Below are 18,357 nucleotides of genomic sequence, written 5' to 3'. Positions count from 1 at the left end.
GGGACGACACGGTACCGCCACCAGGGCCTCCTCAGCCGAGGAGGACCACTTCCAGCGTGCTGCCGGGTTCCACCGAGGTCGTCTCCTCGTCCACCACGAGCAGCGCGTCCGCGTGCGCGAGCGCGGCGATCAGATGCGAGCCGGCGCCACCCACGGGGGTGACCGTGCCGGCATCGGCGTCGTACGTGCCGCGCAGGAACTGCCGGCGCCCGGCCGGGGACGACAGCGCCTTGTCCGCCACGAGCTCGGCCCGGACCCGCGGGCGGTGCAGGTCGGGGAGGCCCATCAGCGCCCGGATCGCGGGCCGCACGAAGAGCTCGAAGGAGACGTACGAGGAGACGGGGTTGCCGGGCAGGGCGAGCAGCGGGGTCTGCTCGGGGCCGATCGTCCCGAAGCCCTGCGGCTTCCCCGGCTGCATGGCCAGCTTGCGGAAGTCGACCTGCCCGTCGACGGTCAGCGCCTCCTTGACGACGTCGTACGCGCCGACGCTGACACCGCCGGTGGTGACCAGGAGGTCCGCGCGGATCAGCTGGTCCTCGATGGTGGCGCGGAGCGTCTCGGCGTCGTCGGTGACGGCGCCGACCCGGTAGGCGAGGGCGCCGGCGTCACGGGCGGCGGCGGCGAGCGCGAAGCTATTGGAGTCGTAGATCTTGCCCTCGCCCAACTCCTCGCCGGGCTGGACCAGTTCACTTCCCGTGGAGAGCACGACCACCCGCGGGCGGGGGCGCACCCGCACGGTGCCGCGGCCGATCGCGGCGAGCAGCCCGATCTGGGGCGGGCCGAGCACGGTGCCGGCCTTGAGCGCCAGGTCGCCGGCCCGGACGTCGCTGCCGCGGGCGCGCACGTGGGCGCGGGCCTCGGCGGGGCGGTGGACGCGGACCTCGCCGGCCGCGCCCTCGGGGGCGGTGCTCGCGGCGCGCATGCCGCTCGCCGCTCCGCCGCCGCTCCCGCCGTCGGTCCACTCGACCGGGACGACGGCCTCCGCGCCCGGCGGCAACGGGGCGCCGGTCATGATCCGGGCGGCCTGCCCCGGTCCCACCCGGGGCAGGCCCCCGGCACCGGCCGCCACGTCACCGATCACGGTGAGGACGGCCGGGTACTCCTCGGTGGCACCGGCGACGTCGGCCACCCGCACCGCGTACCCGTCCATGGAGCTGTTGTCGAACGGGGGCAGCGCGACCGGCACCGTGACGTCCTCGACCAGGACGCAGCCCTGGGCGTCGGGCAGTTGCAGCTCGATGGGTTCGAGCGGTGCGACCGCCGCGAGGATGTCGTCCAGGTGGGCGTCCACGGACCACAGATCACGGGACGGACCCGCGCACGGGTCTCCGGACGACGGTGCCGTACTGCTGCTCACGGTGCTACAACTCCTCGCTGACGTAACTGCGCAGCCAGGTCCGGAAGTCCGGGCCCAGGTCCTCACGTTCGCACGCGAGTCTGACGATGGCACGCAGATAGTCCCCCCGGTCACCGGTGTCGTAGCGGCGGCCCTTGAAGACGACTCCGTGCACGGGGCCGCCGACCTTCTCGTCCATGGCGAGCTTCTGCAGGGCGTCGGTCAGCTGGATCTCGCCGCCGCGGCCCGGCTCGGTCTCCCGCAGTATGCCGAAGACCGCCGGGTCCAGGACATAGCGGCCGATGATCGCGTAGTTGCTGGGGGCGTCCGCCGGGTCCGGCTTCTCCACCAGGTCCGTCACCTTGACGACGTCGGAGTCGGCGGTGGGGTCGACGGCGGCGCAGCCGTAGAGCCCGATCTGCGAGGGCTCGACCTCCATCAGCGCGACGACGCTGCCGCCCTCCCGCTCCTGGATCTCCACCATCCGGGAGAGCAGCGGGTCGCGCGGGTCGATCAGGTCGTCGCCGAGGAGGACCGCGAAGGGCTGCTCGCCGACGTGCGGGGCGGCGCACAGGACGGCGTGGCCGAGACCGCGCGGGTCGCCCTGGCGGACGTAGTGCATGGTGGCGAGGTCGTTGGACTCCCGGACCTTCGAGAGGCGCTCGCTGTCCCCCTTGCGGGTCAGCGCCTCCTCCAGCTCGTAGTTCCGGTCGAAGTGGTCCTCCAGCGGACGCTTGTTGCGTCCGGTGATCATCAGGACGTCGGAGAGTCCGGCCTCGACGGCCTCTTCGACGACGTACTGGATCGCCGGCTTGTCGACGACCGGCAGCATCTCCTTCGGCGTCGCCTTGGTGGCCGGGAGGAACCGGGTGCCGAGGCCCGCGGCCGGGATGACAGCCTTGCTGATCCTGGGGAGCGACTGAGTCATGCGGAGCACCATAGCCGCTGGGTATGAGAGGAAGATGGGGCTCCCGTTGACTTCCTTCACATAACGACAGGTACGAGAGGTTCGTGAATGCAGAGTGAGGCCACAGTGACCGTCGAACCGTCCGGCGACCCGTCGGAGAAGGCCGCTCTGCGCCGGGAACTCCTCGCCGCGCGGGCCGCCCTCACCGGCCGGGACACCGCGGCCGAGGACCTGGCGCGGGCCGCGCTGGAGCTGGACGAGCTGGCCGGGGCGTCGACCGTCGCCGCCTACGTGTCGGTGGGGCGTGAGCCGGGCACGCGCGCGCTGCTCGACGCGCTGCGGGCGCGGGGCGTACGGGTCCTGCTGCCGGTCCTGCTGCCCGACAACGACCTCGACTGGGCGGTGTACGAGGGCGGGGAGGGGCTGGCCAGGGCCGGCCGCGGCCTGCTGGAACCGACGGGGCCGCGACTGGGCCCGGACGCCGTGTGCGACGCGGACGCGGTGCTGCTGCCCGGTCTCGCGGTGGACGGCCGCGGGATGCGGCTCGGCCGCGGCGGCGGCTCGTACGACCGGGTGCTCGCACGGCTCGGGCGGGCCGGCGCGCGTCCGGCGCTCGTGGTGCTCCTCTACGCGAACGAGGTGGTCGCGCGGGTCCCGGAGGAACCGCACGACCACCCCGTGCACGCGGTGGTGACCCCGGACGGGGTCACCCGCTTCGGACCCGCCTGAGCGGTCCGCCGCCCCCTACGGCCGCAGGACCAGCGTGTCCTTCGTCGAGGCGTCGACCGCCGCCTTGCCGAAGGACCAGTCGAGCAGTTCGCCCTTGACCCACTTGTCGGTCTGGTCCGTGTAGTGGCTGTGGAACGCGTGCCCGGAGGCGCCGCTGAGGTTGATCCAGCGGGACTTGTCCCAGTCGCCGACGTTGACGACCATCCGCATCGAGGGCACCCAGACGACCTCGTAGCCGCCGGCCGCGTTCCAGCCGGTCGCGTCGACCGCGGCCTCGCCACCGCCCAGGTTCCACGGGCCGCGGTTGAGCAGCGACTGGACGAAGCCCGGACCGGCGGTGCCGAGGGTCTGGTTCGTCAGGGTCAGCTGGTGCAGCCGGCCCCAGCTCCAGGTCGAGACGTCCTTGCCGAGCTCGGCGGTCAGCTCCCAGCGGGCGTCCTCCATGGCCCGGGCGAGCAGCTGGTCACGGGTCTCGGTGGCCTGGTCGGTCCGGTTGGCCTCGGTCTTCCACCAGGCGCTGTTCTCCTGCTTCAGCAGCGGGCGGACCACCTCGTACCAGCGGTCGCCGCCGTCGGGCTGCGCCGAGTCCGAGTCGCGCTGGCCGCACTCGCGGACGAGCTTGTTCTGCTCGTCGGCCGGGCCGGTGAAGTCGGCCGGGCGGACGTTGATGCAGTCGCCCTCGGCCCGCAGCTCCTTGGGCAGCTTGTCGCCGAAGGCGAGCTTGAGGACGTTGCGCCAGACCGCGTTGAAGTACGCGGCGGCGGCCGAGTCCGGCTCCTGGGTGTAGTCCCAGCCCTCCAGCAGCTTCTGCGCCTCACGGACGTAGGGGTCCGAGATGTCGATCTTCAGCAGCAGCGGGTTGAGCAGGGTCGCGATCTCGCTGCGGTTGTCCATCTGCATGGTCCGCATGTCGTCGGGCGAGATCCGGCCGCCGTCCTTGGTCTTCGACTCGATGAGGTCGTTGATCCGCTGGCTGCGCGAGCCGTAGCCCCAGTCCTTCGTCAGGAGGTGCGGGTACGTGGCGGGGTCGACGACGGCCTGGTTGGCGGTGACGATGTAGCCGCGCTCCGGGTTCTCCTCGTACGGCAGCTCGTCGTACGGGATGAAGCCGTCCCACTTGTAGGAGGAGTCCCAGCCCGGGGCCGGGACGGTGCCGTCGCCCTTGGAGCGCTGCGGGATCTTGCCGGGCGCCTGGTAGCCGATGTTCTCGGCGTCGGCGTAGACCAGGTTCTGGGACGGGACCTCGAAGTTCTTGGCCGCGGCCCGGAACTCCTTGAAGTTCTTGGCCCGGTTGAGCTCGAAGACGGCGTCCATGGACCTGCCCGGCTGAAGGGCGGTCCACTTCAGGGAGACGCCGTAGCCGGCGCCCCGGTCCGGGGCGGCGTTGCTGACGCCGGCCTTCTGGCCGACCTTCTCCAGCTCGGAGGAGCGGTCGGAGACCAGCGGGCCGTGCTCGGTCGAGCGGACGGTGATCTTGCGGGTGCCGCCGCCCGCGATCTTGATCGTCTCCTCGCGGATGACGAACGGCTTGGTCTTGTTGTCCACCAGGTAGCCGGTGTCGCCGATCTTCTCCAGGTAGAGGTCGCTGACGTCGGCGCCGAGGTTGGTGAAGCCCCAGGCGATCGTGTCGTTGTGGCCGATGATCACGCCCGGCATGCCGGAGAAGGTGTACCCGGCGACGTCGTAGCGGCAGGTCGCCGAGACGGAGCGGCAGTGCAGACCCATCTGGTACCAGAGGGACGGCAGCATCGGCGCCAGGTGCGGGTCGTTGGCCAGCAGCGGCTTGCCGGAGGTCGTGTACTTCCCGGAGACGACCCAGGAGTTCGATCCGATGCCGTTGCCGTTGGGGCCCAGCAGCGCCGGGATCTCGTCGAGGGAGTCGGCGAGCGAGCCGAGCTGGGACTGCATGCCCCGCAGGGCGCCGTTCGAGTCGCCGGTGGTCGAGCCGCCGGCGTCCGACGCCTCGCCCTTCGGGTCGAAGGCGCCCTTGTCCTCGTCCAGCGCACCGCCCTGGACGATCGGCTGGTGCAGCTCGTACGGGTAGCCCGGGTACAGGTCCTTGATCTGCTGCGCGCTCAGCCGGCTCGTCATCAGCGAGCGGTCGATCTCGTCCTGCATGTTGCCGCGCAGGTCCCAGGCCATCGCCTTGAGCCAGGCCACCGAGTCGACCGGCGTCCAGGGCTCGATCGCGTAGTCGTTGGTGAAGGCCAGCGCCGCGTACTCGACCGAGACGTCCGAAGGGTCCCGGTCCTTGAGGTAGGCGTTGACGCCCTCCGCGTAGGCCTGGAGGTTCTTCTTCGTCTCCGGCGACAGGACCTTGTCGTACTCCTCCTGCGCCACCTGCCGCCAGCCCAGCGTGCGCAGGAAGGCGTCAGTGTTCACCTGGCTCTTGCCGAACATCTCGGACAGGCGGCCCGAGGTCATGTGACGGCGGACGTCCATCTCGTAGAAGCGGTCCTGGGCCTGGACGAAGCCCTGGGCGCGGAAGAGGTCGGCCTCGGTGTCCGCGTAGATCTGCGGGACCCCGTAGGCGTCCCGCTTGACCTCGACCTGACCGGAGAGCTTGTCCAGCCGGATCGTGCCGGTCGTCTGCGGGAACGAGGCCCGGACGGTGGAGACGCCCCAGTAACCGCCGTAACCGAAGCCCGCGACCAGCGCAAGGACCAGGACGAAGACGATCAGGCGGGCGCGGCGCCCCCTCTTCTTGGCGGGTGGCGCGGTCGTGTTGGAGGGCATCGCTGTCCTTCGAGGGGCAGGGTGGTCCTGGAGTACGGGAGCAACCTTAGGCGCAGCGCCTCACCCACCTGGACGCGGTGCCCGTATGAAGCCCGCACTGGTGAGCGAGCGAAGAACGGAGGGCGTCAAGAAAACGTTAAAGATTAGGTAAGGTAACGAAGTGTCGGCTGCTGGAGGAACGATCCGGCTGCATGCGAGGGGAAGGATCGGCCACTGACTGTCCACCAGCTCAACGAACTCCTGCTCATCTGCTCGCTCGTACTGCTCATCGCTGTCGCGGCGGTGCGGATCTCGTCCCGGAGCGGGCTCCCCAGCCTGCTGCTGTACCTCGGGATCGGGGTCGCCATCGGGCAGGACGGCATCGGCAACGTCGCCTTCGACAACGCCGAACTGACCCAGGTGATCGGCTATGCCGCGCTCGTGGTGATCCTGGCCGAGGGTGGCCTGGGCACCAAGTGGAAGGAGATCAAACCCGCGTTGCCCGCGGCGGTCGTGCTGTCGACCGTCGGCGTCGCGGTGAGCGTGGGGGTCACGGCCGCGGCCGCGCACTACCTGGTCGGCCTGGACTGGCGCCAGGCCCTGATCATCGGCGCGGTCGTCTCCTCGACGGACGCCGCCGCCGTCTTCTCCGTCCTGCGCAAGGTGCCGCTGCCCTCGCGGGTGACCGGTGTCCTGGAGGCCGAGTCCGGTTTCAACGACGCACCCGTCGTCATCCTCGTCGTCGCCTTCTCGGCCGTCGGCCCCGTCGACGACTGGTACGTCCTGGTCGGCAAGATCGCCCTGGAGCTGGCCATCGGCGCGAGCATCGGCCTGGCGGTGGGCTTCCTCGGCGCCTTCGGCCTGCGCCACATCGCGCTGCCCGCCTCCGGCCTCTACCCGATCGCCGTCATGGCCATCGCGGTGGTGGCGTACGCGGCCGGCGCCATGGCGCACGGCTCCGGCTTCCTCGCCGTCTACCTGGCCTCGATGGTCCTCGGCAACGCCAAGCTGCCGCACGCCCCGGCCAACCGCGGCTTCGCCGAGGGCCTCGGCTGGATCGCCCAGATCGGCATGTTCGTCCTGCTCGGCCTGCTGGTGACGCCGACCAAGCTCGTCGACGACTTCTGGCCGGCGGTGATCATCGGCCTGGTCCTGACGATGGTGGCCCGGCCGCTGGAGGTCTTCGTCAGCCTGCTGCCCTTCCGCATCCCCTGGCAGGAGCAGGCGCTGATGTCCTGGGCCGGCCTGCGCGGAGCCGTCCCCATCATCCTCGCCACCATCCCGATGGTGTCCGGCATCCAGGGCAGCGAGCGGATCTTCAACATCGTCTTCGTGCTCGTCGTCGTCTACACCCTGGTGCAGGGGCCGACGCTGCCCTGGCTCGCCAAGGCCCTCGAACTCGGGGACTCCTCGGAGGCGGCCGACCTCGGGGTCGAGTCGGCGCCGCTGGAGCGGCTGCGCGGGCACCTGCTCTCGGTCGCGATCCCGGAGGGCTCCCGGATGCACGGCGTGGAGGTCGCGGAGCTGCGGCTGCCGGCCGGGGCCGCCGTCACCCTCGTCGTACGGGACGACAAGAGCTTCGTGCCGGGGCCGACGACCGTGCTGCGGCGCGGGGACGAGCTGCTCGTCGTCGCCACCGATCCGGTGCGGGACGCCGCCGAGCGGCGGCTGCGGGCCGTCGGACAGGGCGGCAAGCTGGCCGGCTGGCTGGGCGCGGGCGGATCGACCGCGGTCTCCGGGCACCGGGGCTCCATCCCGCGGCTCTCCGGGCACCGCGACCCCAAGGGGAAGCGGGCATCCGGTTAATCACAGGCATTATTTGGAAGGGGTGGGCGTTTTCCCAGGCAAGGAGACGCCTCCCCCTGTATCATGAAGGCACACTTGATCGAACCAACTCTGCCTGACGCAGAGCTGGCGCCGACCGTATGGCGGCCGTGGGTCCCTCCGCAGTGGGGCACGGCATCTACCGCAGTTCCGCGCATGAGGACAGCTCTCGGCGACACCCGCACCACCGTGCTCGGGGCGCGCTACCAGGCGGCGGAAAGGCAAGGACCGTGGCATCCACGGTCACTTACGACACGCCGGAGTCGCTCACCGAGGCGACCGGCGCCACCGGCGGGAAGGCCGGTTACGGGCAGCTTCTCCGAACCCCCGGAGCCCTGTCCTTCCTGCTGCCCGGATTCGCGGCGCGGCAGCCCTTCGCGATGCTGACCATCGGCATCGTCCTGCTCGTCCAGCACACCACCGGCTCGTACGGCAGCGCCGGCGCCGTCGCCGCCGTCACCGGCGTCTCGATGGCGCTGTTCGCCCCGCAGAGCGGCAAGCTGGCGGACCGCTTCGGCCAGCGCGCCGTGCTGGTGCCGGGCGTCCTCGTCCACACCGTCGCGGTCTCCCTGCTCGTCGTCCTGGCCATGACCGGCGCCCCGCTGTGGGCGCTGTTCCTGGCGGCCGTCCCGGCCGGCGCCTCCGTCCCGCAGGTCGGGCCCATGGTCCGGGCGCGCTGGGCCGCCACGCTCGGGGGCGACTCCGCGACCCCGTCGCCGCTGCTGCCCACGGCCGCGGCGTTCGAGTCGGTCACGGACGAGTTCACCTTCGTCGTCGGACCGGTCCTGGCCACCGCACTGTGCACCGGGGTCCACCCGGCGGCCGGTCTGATCACCGAGGCCGCGCTGACCCTCTTCGGCGGCCTGTTCTTCGCCGCCCAGCGGCGCACCCAGCCCGCCCACGGGCTGCTCTCGGCGGCCGCCGCCGAACCGCGCGTCTCCGCCCTGTCCATCCCGGGCGTCCGGGTGCTGGCCATCGCCTTCCTGGGCATCGGCTCGGTCTTCGGCGGCATGCAGGTCTCGCTGACCGCGTTCTCCGAGGAGATCGGCAACCCCGGCGCCAACGGACTGCTCTACGGGATCTTCGCCGCGGGCAACATGCTCGCTGGCATCGCCATGGGCGCCGTGGCCTGGAAGATCGGTCCGCGCAAGCGCCTGATCCTGGGCTACACCGGCCTGACCGTGGCGGCCTCGCTGCTCTGGTCCGCGCACTCCGTGCTGCTGCTCGGCGCCCTCGGGCTGGTCGTCGGACTGTGCATCGCCCCGGCTCTGATCACCGGCTACACCATCGTCGAGACGCTGGTCCCGGCCGGCGCCCGCACCGAGGCCTTCACCTGGCTCACGGGCGCCGTGGCGCTGGGCCAGGCCGCGGCCGTCACCGTCGCCGGCCGGCTCGCCGACGCCCACGGCGCGAGCACCGGGTTCCTGGTGCCGCTGGTGGGCACCGCGCTCGCGCTGGCCACGCTGGTGACCCTGCGCGCGCACCTCAGGCCCCGGGTGGCCGGACGGGTGACCGCACGTGGTATCGGTCACCGAGTGCCGGTGACGGTGGACTGATCCCGCGGAATAGGTCACTATGGATCGTCGTTAGCACTCGATGAGTGTGAGTGCCAGGAGGAAGACAAGTGCCGACCTACCAGTACCAGTGCACCGAGTGCGGCGAGGGCCTCGAGGCGGTGCAGAAGTTCACCGATGACGCGCTGACCGTTTGCCCCAACTGCGAGGGACGCCTGAAGAAGGTGTTCTCCGCGGTCGGCATCGTCTTCAAGGGCTCCGGTTTCTACCGGAACGACAGCCGCGGTTCGTCGTCCAGCAGCTCGCCCGCGTCGTCGAAGCCGTCCGGCACCTCGTCGTCGGCCACGTCGACCACGTCGTCGTCCGACGCGAAGCCCGCCGCTTCGTCCGGCACGACCTCGGGCTCGTCCGCCTCGTCGAGCTCGTCGAGTTCCACCTCGGCCGCCTGACCCCGGACACGTCGCGGTCCGGGCTCCCGCCCGACCCACGGACTCACGAAAGCCCTGCCGCCTCGCGCGGCAGGGCTTTTCGCATGGCGGGGCTTTCGCCCGCCGGGGATCGCGGGACAGCCCCTAAGGGCTGTCCCGCAATCCGCGGTTGGTCGGCGCACGGCGTCGGATGCGGTGCATCGCAAGGCGGAGGGTCGTCCTCATACTGGGCGTATTCGGGCGATCCGACAACGCGGCGAGGGGCCGTAGCCGGCGTCGTGCGCCCGCCGGGGATTGCGGGACAGCCCTTAGGGTGACCCGCATGACGACCAAGGCGTTTGCGGACATCGGCGTGATCGGCGGCTCGGGCTTCTACTCCTTCCTGGAGGACGTGACGGAGGTGTCCGTGGACACCCCCTACGGCAGCCCCAGCGACTCCCTCTTCCTCGGCGAGGTCGCCGGCCGGCCGGTCGCGTTCCTGCCGCGGCACGGCCGCGGCCACACGCTGCCGCCGCACCGGATCAACTACCGCGCCAACCTGTGGGCGCTGCGCTCCGTGGGCGTGCGGCAGGTCCTCGGCCCGTGCGCGGTGGGCGGACTGCGCGAGGAGTACGGGCCCGGCACCCTGCTCGTGCCGGACCAGCTGGTCGACCGCACGAAGACCCGGGTGCAGACCTACTTCGACGGCGAGCCGCTGCCGCCGGCGTGGGGCGGCGCCACCCCGAACGTCGTCCACACCACCTTCGCCGACCCGTACTGCCCCGACGGCAGGCGCGTGGCCCTGAAGGCGGCCCGCGGGCGGGGCTGGGACCCGGTGGACGGCGGCACGATGGTGGTGGTCGAGGGGCCTCGGTTCTCGACGCGGGCCGAGTCGCGCTGGCACGCGGCGGCCGGCTGGTCCGTCGTCGGGATGACCGGGCACCCGGAGGCCGTGCTCGCGCGGGAACTCGGGCTCTGCTACACCTCGATGGCACTGGTCACGGACCTGGACGCGGGCGCGGAGACCGGCGAGGGCGTCTCGCACACCGAGGTGTTGCGGGTGTTCGGCGCGAACGTCGGCCGGCTGCGGGAGGTGCTCTTCGACGCGGTGGGGGCGCTGCCGGACACGGCGGACCGGGACTGCCTGTGCACGCACGCGCACGACGGCTGGGACCTCGGCATCGAACTTCCCTGAGTCGACCCCCCTGCCTCACCTGGAAGGGTGACGGGGTTGTCCACAGGCGGCGGGCTGTCCACAGGCCGGAGCGGGATTGCGGCGGACGCGGGACGGTGGGTGCGGTTCTCCGGACGGTCCGGGGAAGCACCCGACGCATGACAGGTGGTGGCCGCCATGACGACCTCGTTCTCCGTTCCTTCCCCTCCCCCGGTGCCCTGTTCGTTCTCCGCCGTGCCCGAGACCCGTGCGGTCCCGCGGTTCGAGCCGCTGCGGGTCCGGGGGCGCGGACGGCTGCGGCCCGGGAGGGCGCTGCGGCGCGGGCGCCGGGCGCCGGCCGCGGTGCTCGCGCTGGCCTCGGCGGCCCTCGCGGTGAGTTCGGCGACCGGGGCGGGCGCGGGCGAGGTGTCCGCCGGGGCACCCGGGTCGCACGCACCGCCCGCCCGGCAGAAGCCGACCGCGGTGCGGCTGGTGTCCACCCCGGTGCGGATCGCCGACGCGGCGACGGTGCGGCTGCTGCGGCCCGGGGACCGGGTCGACGTCATCGCCGCGCCGGGCCGGACCTCCCTGGGCGGGGGCGGGGACGGCGAGGCGCGCGTGATCGCGACGGGCGCCCGGGTGACCGGCGTCCCCCGCCCCGCCCGCACCGGCCCGGACAGCGGCCTCGGCATGGACGGCGGGAGCGGTGGTGAACGCGGGGCGCTGATCGTCCTGTCCGTCCCCCGGTCCGTGGCGACCGCCCTGGCCGGGGCGGGCATGACGTCCCGACTGGCGGTGGTCCTGTGCTGATTCGCACGGACAGCCTGCTCGGTAACCGGTACGTGTGTACGGACTGGACGCCCTCACACCGGGCACGGCGTAATGGCAGCACCAACTGCACTGACGTCGAAAGGCATGCGGGTGACCCCGAAGAAGGAGAGCGTGTGGGCGGGCTTCAAGGCCTTCCTGATGCGCGGCAACGTGATCGACCTGGCGGTGGCGGTCGTCATCGGCGCCGCGTTCACGAACATCGTGAACGCGGTGGTCAGGGGCGTCATCAATCCGCTGGTCGGCGCCTTCGGGACCAAGGATCTGGAGAGCTACCGGTCCTGCCTCAAGGGCCCGTGTGCGGTGGACGACGCCGGGAACGTGGTCACCGGCATCCCGATCATGTGGGGCCTGGTGGTGAGCGCCGTCCTCAGCTTCCTGATCACCGCGGCCGTCGTCTACTTCCTGATGGTCCTTCCCATGGCCAAGGTCCTGGCCAAGCGGGCGGCCCACGACAAGGCGAAGGAAGGCGTCCAGGAGACCCTGGAGATCAGCGAGCTGGAGGTGCTCAAGGAGATCCGCGACCTGCTGGTGGCACAGCGTGGACCGGGCACGGGCGGCGGTACGGGCACCGGGACGAGTGGCGGCACGGGCCCGGGAGCGGGGACCGGCGGGACGGACGCGCCCGGCCGGCTGTAGGCGGCGCCTCCGTCGTCGACCTGCCTATCGGGCCGGGGGAGGCTTCCCGCCGCGCGGCCGGGGTTCCCCGGCGGGCGACCGGTGCGGGACGTCAGATGTGGTGCGGCGGCTTCTCGTCGAGGAAGCGCGCGAGGTCGGCGGCGCTGCCGCCGCCCGGAGGCCGCTCGCCCCACCCGCGGTCCGTATCGTCCGCGGACTGCTGGTCCAGCGGATCGTCGAAGATCAGTGCCGGCCTGGGTCGGGAATTCGGTTCGTCGTCGGACTGCTTCGCGTCTCGCGGGCCGTGGGCGGGGGCGGTGCTCATGCCTTCAGGGTACGCCCGGGGCACCGCCCCCGACCCGGGCGATCAGCGGTCCTTCGGGTCGATGAGCCACAGGCCGAGCACGACCAGGAACGACAGGACGAGGAAGCCTGCGCCCCACCGGGCGGTGCCGGTGTTGCCGGCCATCCATTCGTCGACGACGACCGTGAGCCCCCACAACTGGCCGATGACCACGGTCAGGGCGAGGGTCAGGCGGGCGGACAGCTTCGAGGAGCGCTCCGGTTCCTGCTCGGTTCCGGCGCCCGGTCCCGGACCGGTGTGGCGGACCCGCGGGTCGCCGTATCCGCTGGTGGGTCTGATCTGCGGATACCGCTCGTGCAGAGGACGGTTCAGACGGGGCCGGCCGCTGCCGGGGGTGTAGACGGGCCGCGGCGGCATGCCCGTTCCGGTGGTCGCCGGGGCGGGACCCGCCGGGGGCCGCGGGCCGGCGCCCTCGGGGGCGCCGGAGGGCCGGGACCGCCCGGGGTGCCGGGAGTCCTCGGGGTGCCGGGAGTCCTCGGGGTGCCGGGGGTCCTCCGGGTGCTCGCGGTCCCCGGGTGGCTCGGGTCGCTCGGGGAAGGGGCCGTCGGTCATGTCCGTCCCTTCCTCTCGCCCGCGCCGCCGGGCGAGGCCACCGGGCAGCCCAGTTGCTCGGCGAGGGCGGACCGGGTGCCGTCGAGCTGCCGGCACAGCCCGTCCTGCAGGCTCTCGCCGGAGCGGGTGGTGCCGATGGCCCAGACGCTGCCGTCGGTCTCCTCCACGAGGATCACCTTGGGCAGCGGCCGGGGCGGCGGGCCGGCGGTGACCTCGCCGGTGCGGGCGTCGAAGACGCCCTCGTGGCAGGGGCAGTACAGCTCGCCCTCGCTGCCCCGGTCCTTGCGCCAGAGCACGGCGCACGCGAGATGGGTGCAGACGGCCGAGTAGCCGGCCAGGGTGCCGTCCTCCAGCCGGACGGCGACCGCCCGGTCCTCCTCCTCCGGGTAGCGGAAGGCGAGGGACTCGCCGGGCGCGAGGGAGTCGGCGATCTTCCTCGGTTCCAGCGGGCCGTCACTGTCGCCGTGGCGGTGCAGGATGCCGGCGGCCACGCCGATGCCGCCGACGGCCAGTCCGCCGGAGACGGTGGCGACGATCCGCAGGTAGTCGCGACGGGTGGTCAGGGAGTCCGCGGCGATGCGGTCGTGGAGCGCCTCCCGGGCGGCGTCGGTCGGCCCGGGGCTGTCCGCGGGCGGCGGCGGCTGCTGTTCCGTGACGCTCATCGGGCGTCCTCCTGTCGGCCGGCGGCCGGGGCGGGCGCCCGGGTGTCGCGCACATCCACTCCGTTGATCTCGACGACGGGGAGGCCGCCGGGGACGGGCCACCGGACCTTGTCGGCGGGGACGACCATCGCCACTCCGGTGGTGACGGTGGTGGAGCCGAAGGTGAAGGAGTCGGCGACCTGGACGCCGGGGCGCTCGGCCTGGAGCTCTTCGAGCGTCCCGTAGAAGAGGGCGCCGGTGGGGCAGACGGTGGCGCACATCGGGGCGAGCCCGTAGGCGGTGCGGTCGTAGCAGAGGTTGCACTTCATCTGCAGCTTCGCCTGGAGGTCGATCTTCGGGACGCCGAAGGGGCAGGCGTTGACGCAGTTGGCGCAGCCGATGCAGCGGGTGGTGTCGGCCTGCTGCACCACGCCGTCGGCGGTGACCAGGATCGCGTCCGCCGGGCACACCTCGGCGCACGGGGCGACGGGGTCCTCGCAGTGCATGCAGACCGTGGGAAGGGAGGCGACGGAGTGCCCCTCGTCGGGGTAGTCCAGATGGATCATCGACTTGCCGCGGTGCGAGTCGCACTCGCGGCAGGCGGAGACGCACGCCTGGCAGCCGATGCAGCGCCCCGGGTCGATGAAGATCGTGCGGCCCATCATGAGCGCGTCAGCTCCTCTCCGAGGTGCCACGGCCCTGCGGGGCGGTGGGAGGAAGGGGGTCGGTGCGGGAGACCTGGGTCTCCGGATAGGCCTGGTGCCCCGGGGCGGTCGGGGGCGCGGGGACCTCGTCGATCCGTTCGGCGGCCTCGATCCGGGCGGCGCACACCTTGTACTCGGGGATCTTGGACCGGGGGTCGAGTGCGTCGATGGTGAGGGCGTTGGCCGCCGTCGGGACGGGCCAGTGGTACGGCACGAAGACCGTGTCGGGACGGATGGCCTCGGTCACCAGAGCGGGGAAGACCTCGCTGCCGCGGCGGGTGACGACGCGGACGGGGTCGCCGTTGCGGAAGCCGTGCGAGGGGTGGACCTCGACCCAGGGGCGCGGGGTCTGCTCGACGAGGGCACCCAGGCGGCGGGTCTGGTTGCCGGAGAGGAAGTGGGCGACGGTGCGGCCGGTGGTGAGCGAGAGGGGGTACTCCTCGCTGTACGGGTCCATGGGCGGGTGCCATTCGACGACCTGCAGGTGGATCCTGCCGTCCGAGTGGTAGGTCCTCCCGTCCTCGAAGAGGCGGGGGGTGCCCGGATGGTCGGTGGAGGGGCAGGGCCAGGCGATGCCGCCGGTCTCCTCCAGGCGTTCGTAGGTGATGCCGTAGTAGTCGTTCACCGTGCCGGCGGAGGCGACGCGGAGCTCCTCGAACACGGAGCGGGAGTCGGGGAAGTCGAACTTGTCGCCGGCGCCGAGCCGCTTGGCCAGCTGGCAGATCACCCAGGTGTCCGTGCGGACCCCGGCGGGCGGTTCCTGGGCCTTGTTGTGCTTGACCACGCGGGCCTCGGCGTTGGCCATGACGCCTTCGTCCTCGGCCCAGACGGTGACGGGGAAGACGACGTGCGCGTTCGCCGCGGTCTCGGAGAGGAAGAAGTCGAACTGTGCGTGGAACTCGGTGGTGTCGTACCCCTCCTTCACCGTCGCGTAGTTGGGGAGGGAGACGAAGGGGTTGTTGCAGATGCCGATCAGCCCGCGGATCTCGCCGCGCTGCATCTGCCAGACCATCTCCATCATGGAGGTGCCGGCGGGCGGGAGTTCGGCCTCGTCGATGCCCCAGATCTCGCAGATCTGGCGGCGGTGCTCGGGGTTCGTGATCGAGCGTCCGCCGGGCAGCAGGTCGGACTTCTGGCCGTGCTCGCGGCCTCCCTGGCCGTTGCCCTGGCCGGTGATGGTGCCGTAGCCGGCGCCCGGGCGGCCGATGTGCCCGGTCGCGGCGCAGAGGTTGATGATCGACAGGCAGTTCTCGACGCCCTGGGAGTGGTGCTCCACGCCCCGGGCGTGCCAGGCCATGGCCTTGTCCGCGCCGGCGAACATGCGGGCGACCTGCCGGATCTGCTCCTCGGGCACGCCGCAGATCTGCGCGGAGCGGGCGGGCGGATAGACCTCGATGGTCTCCCTGACCGCGTCCCAGCCGGTGGTGTGGGCGGCGAGGTACGCCTCGTCGGCGAGGCCCTCGGCGACGACGACGTTCAGGACGGCGTTGAAGAAGGCGGAGTCGGTACCGGGCTTGAGCGCGACGTGGAGGTCGGCGGTGCGGGCGATCGCGGTCTCGCGCGGGTCGACGACGATCAGCGTGGCGCCCCGGTCCCGGGCCCCCCAGAGGTACTGCGTCATCACGGGGAAGCATTCGCCGACGTTGGAGCCCGCGATCAGGAGGCAGTCGGTGAGGAGGATGTCGGAGAAGGGGTTGCCGGCCCGGTCGATGCCGAAGGCGAGCTTGTTGGCGCCGGCGGCCGAGACCATGCACAGCCGCCCGTTGTAGTCGACGTGCCGGGTCTTCAGCGCGACGCGGGCGAACTTGCCGACGAGGTACGTCTTCTCCGAGTAGAGGCTGGCGCCGCCGAGCAGGCCGAAGGCGTCGTGGCCGTACTCGGCCTGGATGCGGCGGATCTCGGCGACGGTGAAGTCGAGGGCCTCCTCCCAGCTCGCCTCCCGGAAGGGCTCGTCGCGGTTGCGGCGCATGAGCGGGGCGGTGAGCCGGTCGGGGTGGTTGACCTGCTGGTAGGCGTTGATGCCCTTGGGGCAGAGCCGCATCCGGTTGATGTCGTGGTTGCGGGGTTCGACGCCGAAGACCTTTCCGGCGCGGTCGACGCGGAGGTACATCCCGCACTGGACGCCGCAGAAGCAGCAGTGGGTGGGGACGAGCGTCTCGCCGTTCTGGTCGGCGTGCCAGCGGTCGGCGGGGATGCCTCCGGCGTCGCGGAAGTTGCGGGTGCCGGGCGGGGCGAGCGAGGGGTCGAGCGGAGGCCGGCGTCCCGGTTCCCGCCCCAGGTGCTGCTGCGTCACTTGAAGCCCTTCTTGACGTGGGTGAGGTAGGCGTTGCCGCGCAGGACGCGTTTGCAGCGGGGGCAGTACTCGGCCCACTCGTCGAAGCCGAGGTCGAGGTCGCGCATGGTGCCCTGGAGGTTCTCGACGTAGGGGGCGGTGTCGATCGGTTCGTGGCAGCGGCGGCAGGCGAGGACCTGCTCGTCCTGGCGCCGGGAGGTGTACTTGAACAGCTGCATGCCGACGGCGGCGGGCCGCTGGACGATGTGGAAGAACTTCCCGAACGGGATGTAGATCAGGGTGAAGACCACCGAGACCATGTGCAGGATCGCCAGGAACTCGTAGCCGCCGCCGTGCAGGAAGATCGAGGAGAAGGTGAGGAGCAGCCCCGTCACGGCGATGACGATCAGGGCGATCAGCGGGACCAGGTCGTAGGCGAACCGCTGGCCGGTGACGGCCCCGCGGTCCTTCATCCGGCGCCACAGGAAGTAGGAGGCGCCGGGGATGACGAGGACGGCGGCGACGTCGAGCCCGTGGAACATCAGCCAGCCCACGAAGTTCAGCGAGTCGAAGCCGAGGACCTTGATGCCCCAGATCCGCATCTCGTAGCCGGGCCCGGAGCCGGTGCCCGAGGTGAACGTGAACCAGCCCCAGGTGAGCGGGAAGGTGATGAGCGCGGCCAGGATGCAGCCCCAGAAGATCAGCTGGTGGGCGGCCCAGCGGGCGTGCGAGCGGGCGCCGAGGAACTTCTGGAAGCCGAGGTAGGTGGCGATCATCTTCGGCAGCGCCGTGGGGGCGCTGCGGAAGTTCTCGGCCGAGAAGAAGGACCGCCAGCCCTGCTTGAAGAGCCGCCGCGCGCCGGGGGCGGAGATCCAGACGGTGTACCGGTAGGCGACGCCGAAGGCGAGGAAGACGGTGGCGACGGCGTACGGGAGGAGCGCCGAGTCGAAGTCCCGGAGCAGCCGGCTGCCGAGGACGATCGCGAGGATCAGCAGCACGGAGACGGCGGTGCCGGCGAGGGCGGCCCGTCGGCGCACGGCGGCGAGGGTCTGGGCGTCGGGCACCGGGCCGGCCGCCGGGATGGTCTCGGACGCGGTCAGGGTCGCGGTCCCCGTGGTGGCCGGCGCCGCGCCCGAGGTAGGCGGCACGTCCGGTGTGGGGGACGCGGTCGGGGGCGTGTTCGGGTCGGGCCGGCCCGGGGGCGGGTCGGCGGGGCCCTGCGGTGGCTCGGTCACCCGGTCACCGTAGGGCGGTATGGGCCATTTCGCCCCGTTCGGCGGGGCGGGTGGGTGAGGCCGTCCCTCAGATGGCGTTCTGGCGTTCGGACCGTGGCCCCGGAAGGCCGGGGACGGCCGTCAGCCAGAACGACTGGGAGGTGGAGAAACCGAAGCCGACGTGCTGGAGGTTGGCGGCGGTGACGCTCCACACCTGCCAGACCACGAACGCCAGGAGGAGCGCGGGCACGGCGATCCACAGGTTGCGGGTGGCGACCCCTTTCCCGACGGCCTTCCAGAAGAGCTCGTTCTCCGGCTCCCAGTCGGTGATCGGCCGGCCGGGGCGGTACTGCTCGGCGTCGTACGACGCCGAGGGGGCCGCGCTGCTCGTCGCTCTGCTGTCCTGGACTGCGGAACTCATGGCGTTCCCCTGGGGGCGAGGGCTGTCCTTGCTCCTCCGGGCTGCTTCCGGGCTCCCGGGCCAGGGGCAGGGGCAGGGGCAGGGGCAGGGGCCGTGGTCGCCGGACGGGCGGGCGCAGGTCCCGTCCCGCCCGGGCCGTACGGACCGTGGGGCCGGTC

General features: G+C 72.0%; 16 protein-coding genes and 1 pseudogene. 7 read left to right on the top strand and 10 right to left on the bottom strand.

What is annotated here, in order from left to right:
• Positions 1-31: 31 nt before the first annotated feature.
• Entirely contained in the window at positions 32-1,357 is a 1,326-nt protein-coding gene (gene glp, locus ACE1OA_RS20280; RefSeq protein WP_384869203.1) for a molybdotransferase-like divisome protein Glp, read from the bottom strand.
• 4 nt (positions 1,358-1,361) lie between these two features.
• Entirely contained in the window at positions 1,362-2,264 is a 903-nt protein-coding gene (gene galU / locus ACE1OA_RS20275) for a UTP--glucose-1-phosphate uridylyltransferase GalU (protein ID WP_356602918.1), read from the bottom strand.
• A gap of 105 nt (positions 2,265-2,369) precedes the next feature.
• On the opposite strand from galU, the gene ACE1OA_RS20270 reads away from it, so the two are divergent.
• Complete coding sequence (locus ACE1OA_RS20270; protein WP_356602916.1) at positions 2,370-2,972, top strand: 5-formyltetrahydrofolate cyclo-ligase; 603 nt, start codon at positions 2,370-2,372, stop codon at positions 2,970-2,972.
• Positions 2,973-2,987: 15 nt separating this feature from the next.
• Here ACE1OA_RS20270 and ACE1OA_RS20265 read toward each other — a convergent pair whose 3' ends face one another.
• Complete coding sequence (locus tag ACE1OA_RS20265) at positions 2,988-5,708, bottom strand: penicillin acylase family protein (RefSeq protein WP_432753173.1); 2,721 nt, start codon at positions 5,706-5,708, stop codon at positions 2,988-2,990.
• 213 nt (positions 5,709-5,921) lie between these two features.
• On the opposite strand from ACE1OA_RS20265, the gene ACE1OA_RS20260 reads away from it, so the two are divergent.
• The 6 genes from ACE1OA_RS20260 (at position 5,922) to mscL (ending at position 12,052) form a co-directional block, all read left to right on the top strand.
• On the top strand, positions 5,922-7,493 hold the full coding sequence (locus ACE1OA_RS20260; RefSeq protein ID WP_356603054.1) for a potassium/proton antiporter: 1,572 nt from the start codon (positions 5,922-5,924) through the stop codon (positions 7,491-7,493).
• Between the two features lie 353 nt (positions 7,494-7,846).
• Complete coding sequence (locus ACE1OA_RS20255) at positions 7,847-9,067, top strand: MFS transporter (protein ID WP_356603052.1); 1,221 nt, start codon at positions 7,847-7,849, stop codon at positions 9,065-9,067.
• A 68-nt stretch (positions 9,068-9,135) separates the two neighbouring features.
• Positions 9,136-9,474, top strand: a complete 339-nt coding sequence (locus ACE1OA_RS20250; protein WP_384869192.1) for an FmdB family zinc ribbon protein — start codon at positions 9,136-9,138, stop codon at positions 9,472-9,474.
• A 301-nt stretch (positions 9,475-9,775) separates the two neighbouring features.
• Entirely contained in the window at positions 9,776-10,627 is an 852-nt protein-coding gene (locus tag ACE1OA_RS20245) for an S-methyl-5'-thioadenosine phosphorylase (RefSeq protein ID WP_432753172.1), read from the top strand.
• A 156-nt stretch (positions 10,628-10,783) separates the two neighbouring features.
• The gene (locus tag ACE1OA_RS20240; protein ID WP_384872290.1) at positions 10,784-11,395 is read left to right on the top strand and encodes an RcpC/CpaB family pilus assembly protein; all 612 of its coding nucleotides are present in this window, start codon (positions 10,784-10,786) and stop codon (positions 11,393-11,395) included.
• Positions 11,396-11,506: 111 nt separating this feature from the next.
• On the top strand, positions 11,507-12,052 hold the full coding sequence (mscL, locus tag ACE1OA_RS20235; RefSeq protein ID WP_384872287.1) for a large conductance mechanosensitive channel protein MscL: 546 nt from the start codon (positions 11,507-11,509) through the stop codon (positions 12,050-12,052).
• 91 nt (positions 12,053-12,143) lie between these two features.
• Here the strand turns inward: mscL and ACE1OA_RS20230 are convergent, their stop codons facing one another.
• From ACE1OA_RS20230 to ACE1OA_RS20200, 7 genes and pseudogenes are all read right to left on the bottom strand, one after another.
• Positions 12,144-12,356: a hypothetical protein gene (locus ACE1OA_RS20230; protein WP_356602904.1), complete on the bottom strand. Its 213-nt coding sequence runs from the start codon at positions 12,354-12,356 to the stop codon at positions 12,144-12,146.
• 42 nt (positions 12,357-12,398) lie between these two features.
• Positions 12,399-12,821, bottom strand: a pseudogene (locus ACE1OA_RS20225) (hypothetical protein); the annotation flags it as partial.
• Positions 12,822-12,943: 122 nt separating this feature from the next.
• Positions 12,944-13,609, bottom strand: a complete 666-nt coding sequence (locus ACE1OA_RS20220) for a ubiquinol-cytochrome c reductase iron-sulfur subunit (RefSeq protein WP_356602902.1) — start codon at positions 13,607-13,609, stop codon at positions 12,944-12,946.
• Positions 13,606-14,253, bottom strand: coding sequence for a 4Fe-4S dicluster domain-containing protein (locus ACE1OA_RS20215; RefSeq protein ID WP_356602900.1), 648 nt, complete (start codon positions 14,251-14,253; stop codon positions 13,606-13,608). The genes ACE1OA_RS20220 and ACE1OA_RS20215 overlap by 4 nt, the downstream gene beginning before the upstream one ends.
• Positions 14,254-14,260: 7 nt before the next feature.
• A complete protein-coding gene (locus ACE1OA_RS20210) occupies positions 14,261-16,585 on the bottom strand; it encodes a molybdopterin oxidoreductase family protein (RefSeq protein WP_432753171.1) in 2,325 nt (774 codons plus the stop codon).
• Positions 16,582-17,646 carry an MFS transporter gene (locus tag ACE1OA_RS20205; RefSeq protein WP_384872302.1) on the bottom strand — a complete coding sequence of 355 codons (1,065 nt, stop codon included), beginning with the start codon at positions 17,644-17,646 and terminating at the stop codon, positions 16,582-16,584. The genes ACE1OA_RS20210 and ACE1OA_RS20205 overlap by 4 nt, the downstream gene beginning before the upstream one ends.
• A 220-nt stretch (positions 17,647-17,866) precedes the next feature.
• Positions 17,867-18,199 carry a hypothetical protein gene (locus ACE1OA_RS20200; protein ID WP_432753170.1) on the bottom strand — a complete coding sequence of 111 codons (333 nt, stop codon included), beginning with the start codon at positions 18,197-18,199 and terminating at the stop codon, positions 17,867-17,869.
• Between the last annotated feature and the right edge of the window lie 158 nt (positions 18,200-18,357).

It is taken from the genome of Streptomyces sp. JL2001, from assembly GCF_050917515.1.
In the GTDB taxonomy this organism is placed as follows: domain Bacteria; phylum Actinomycetota; class Actinomycetes; order Streptomycetales; family Streptomycetaceae; genus Streptomyces.
This window is presented reverse-complemented; position numbering and strand designations above follow the sequence as displayed.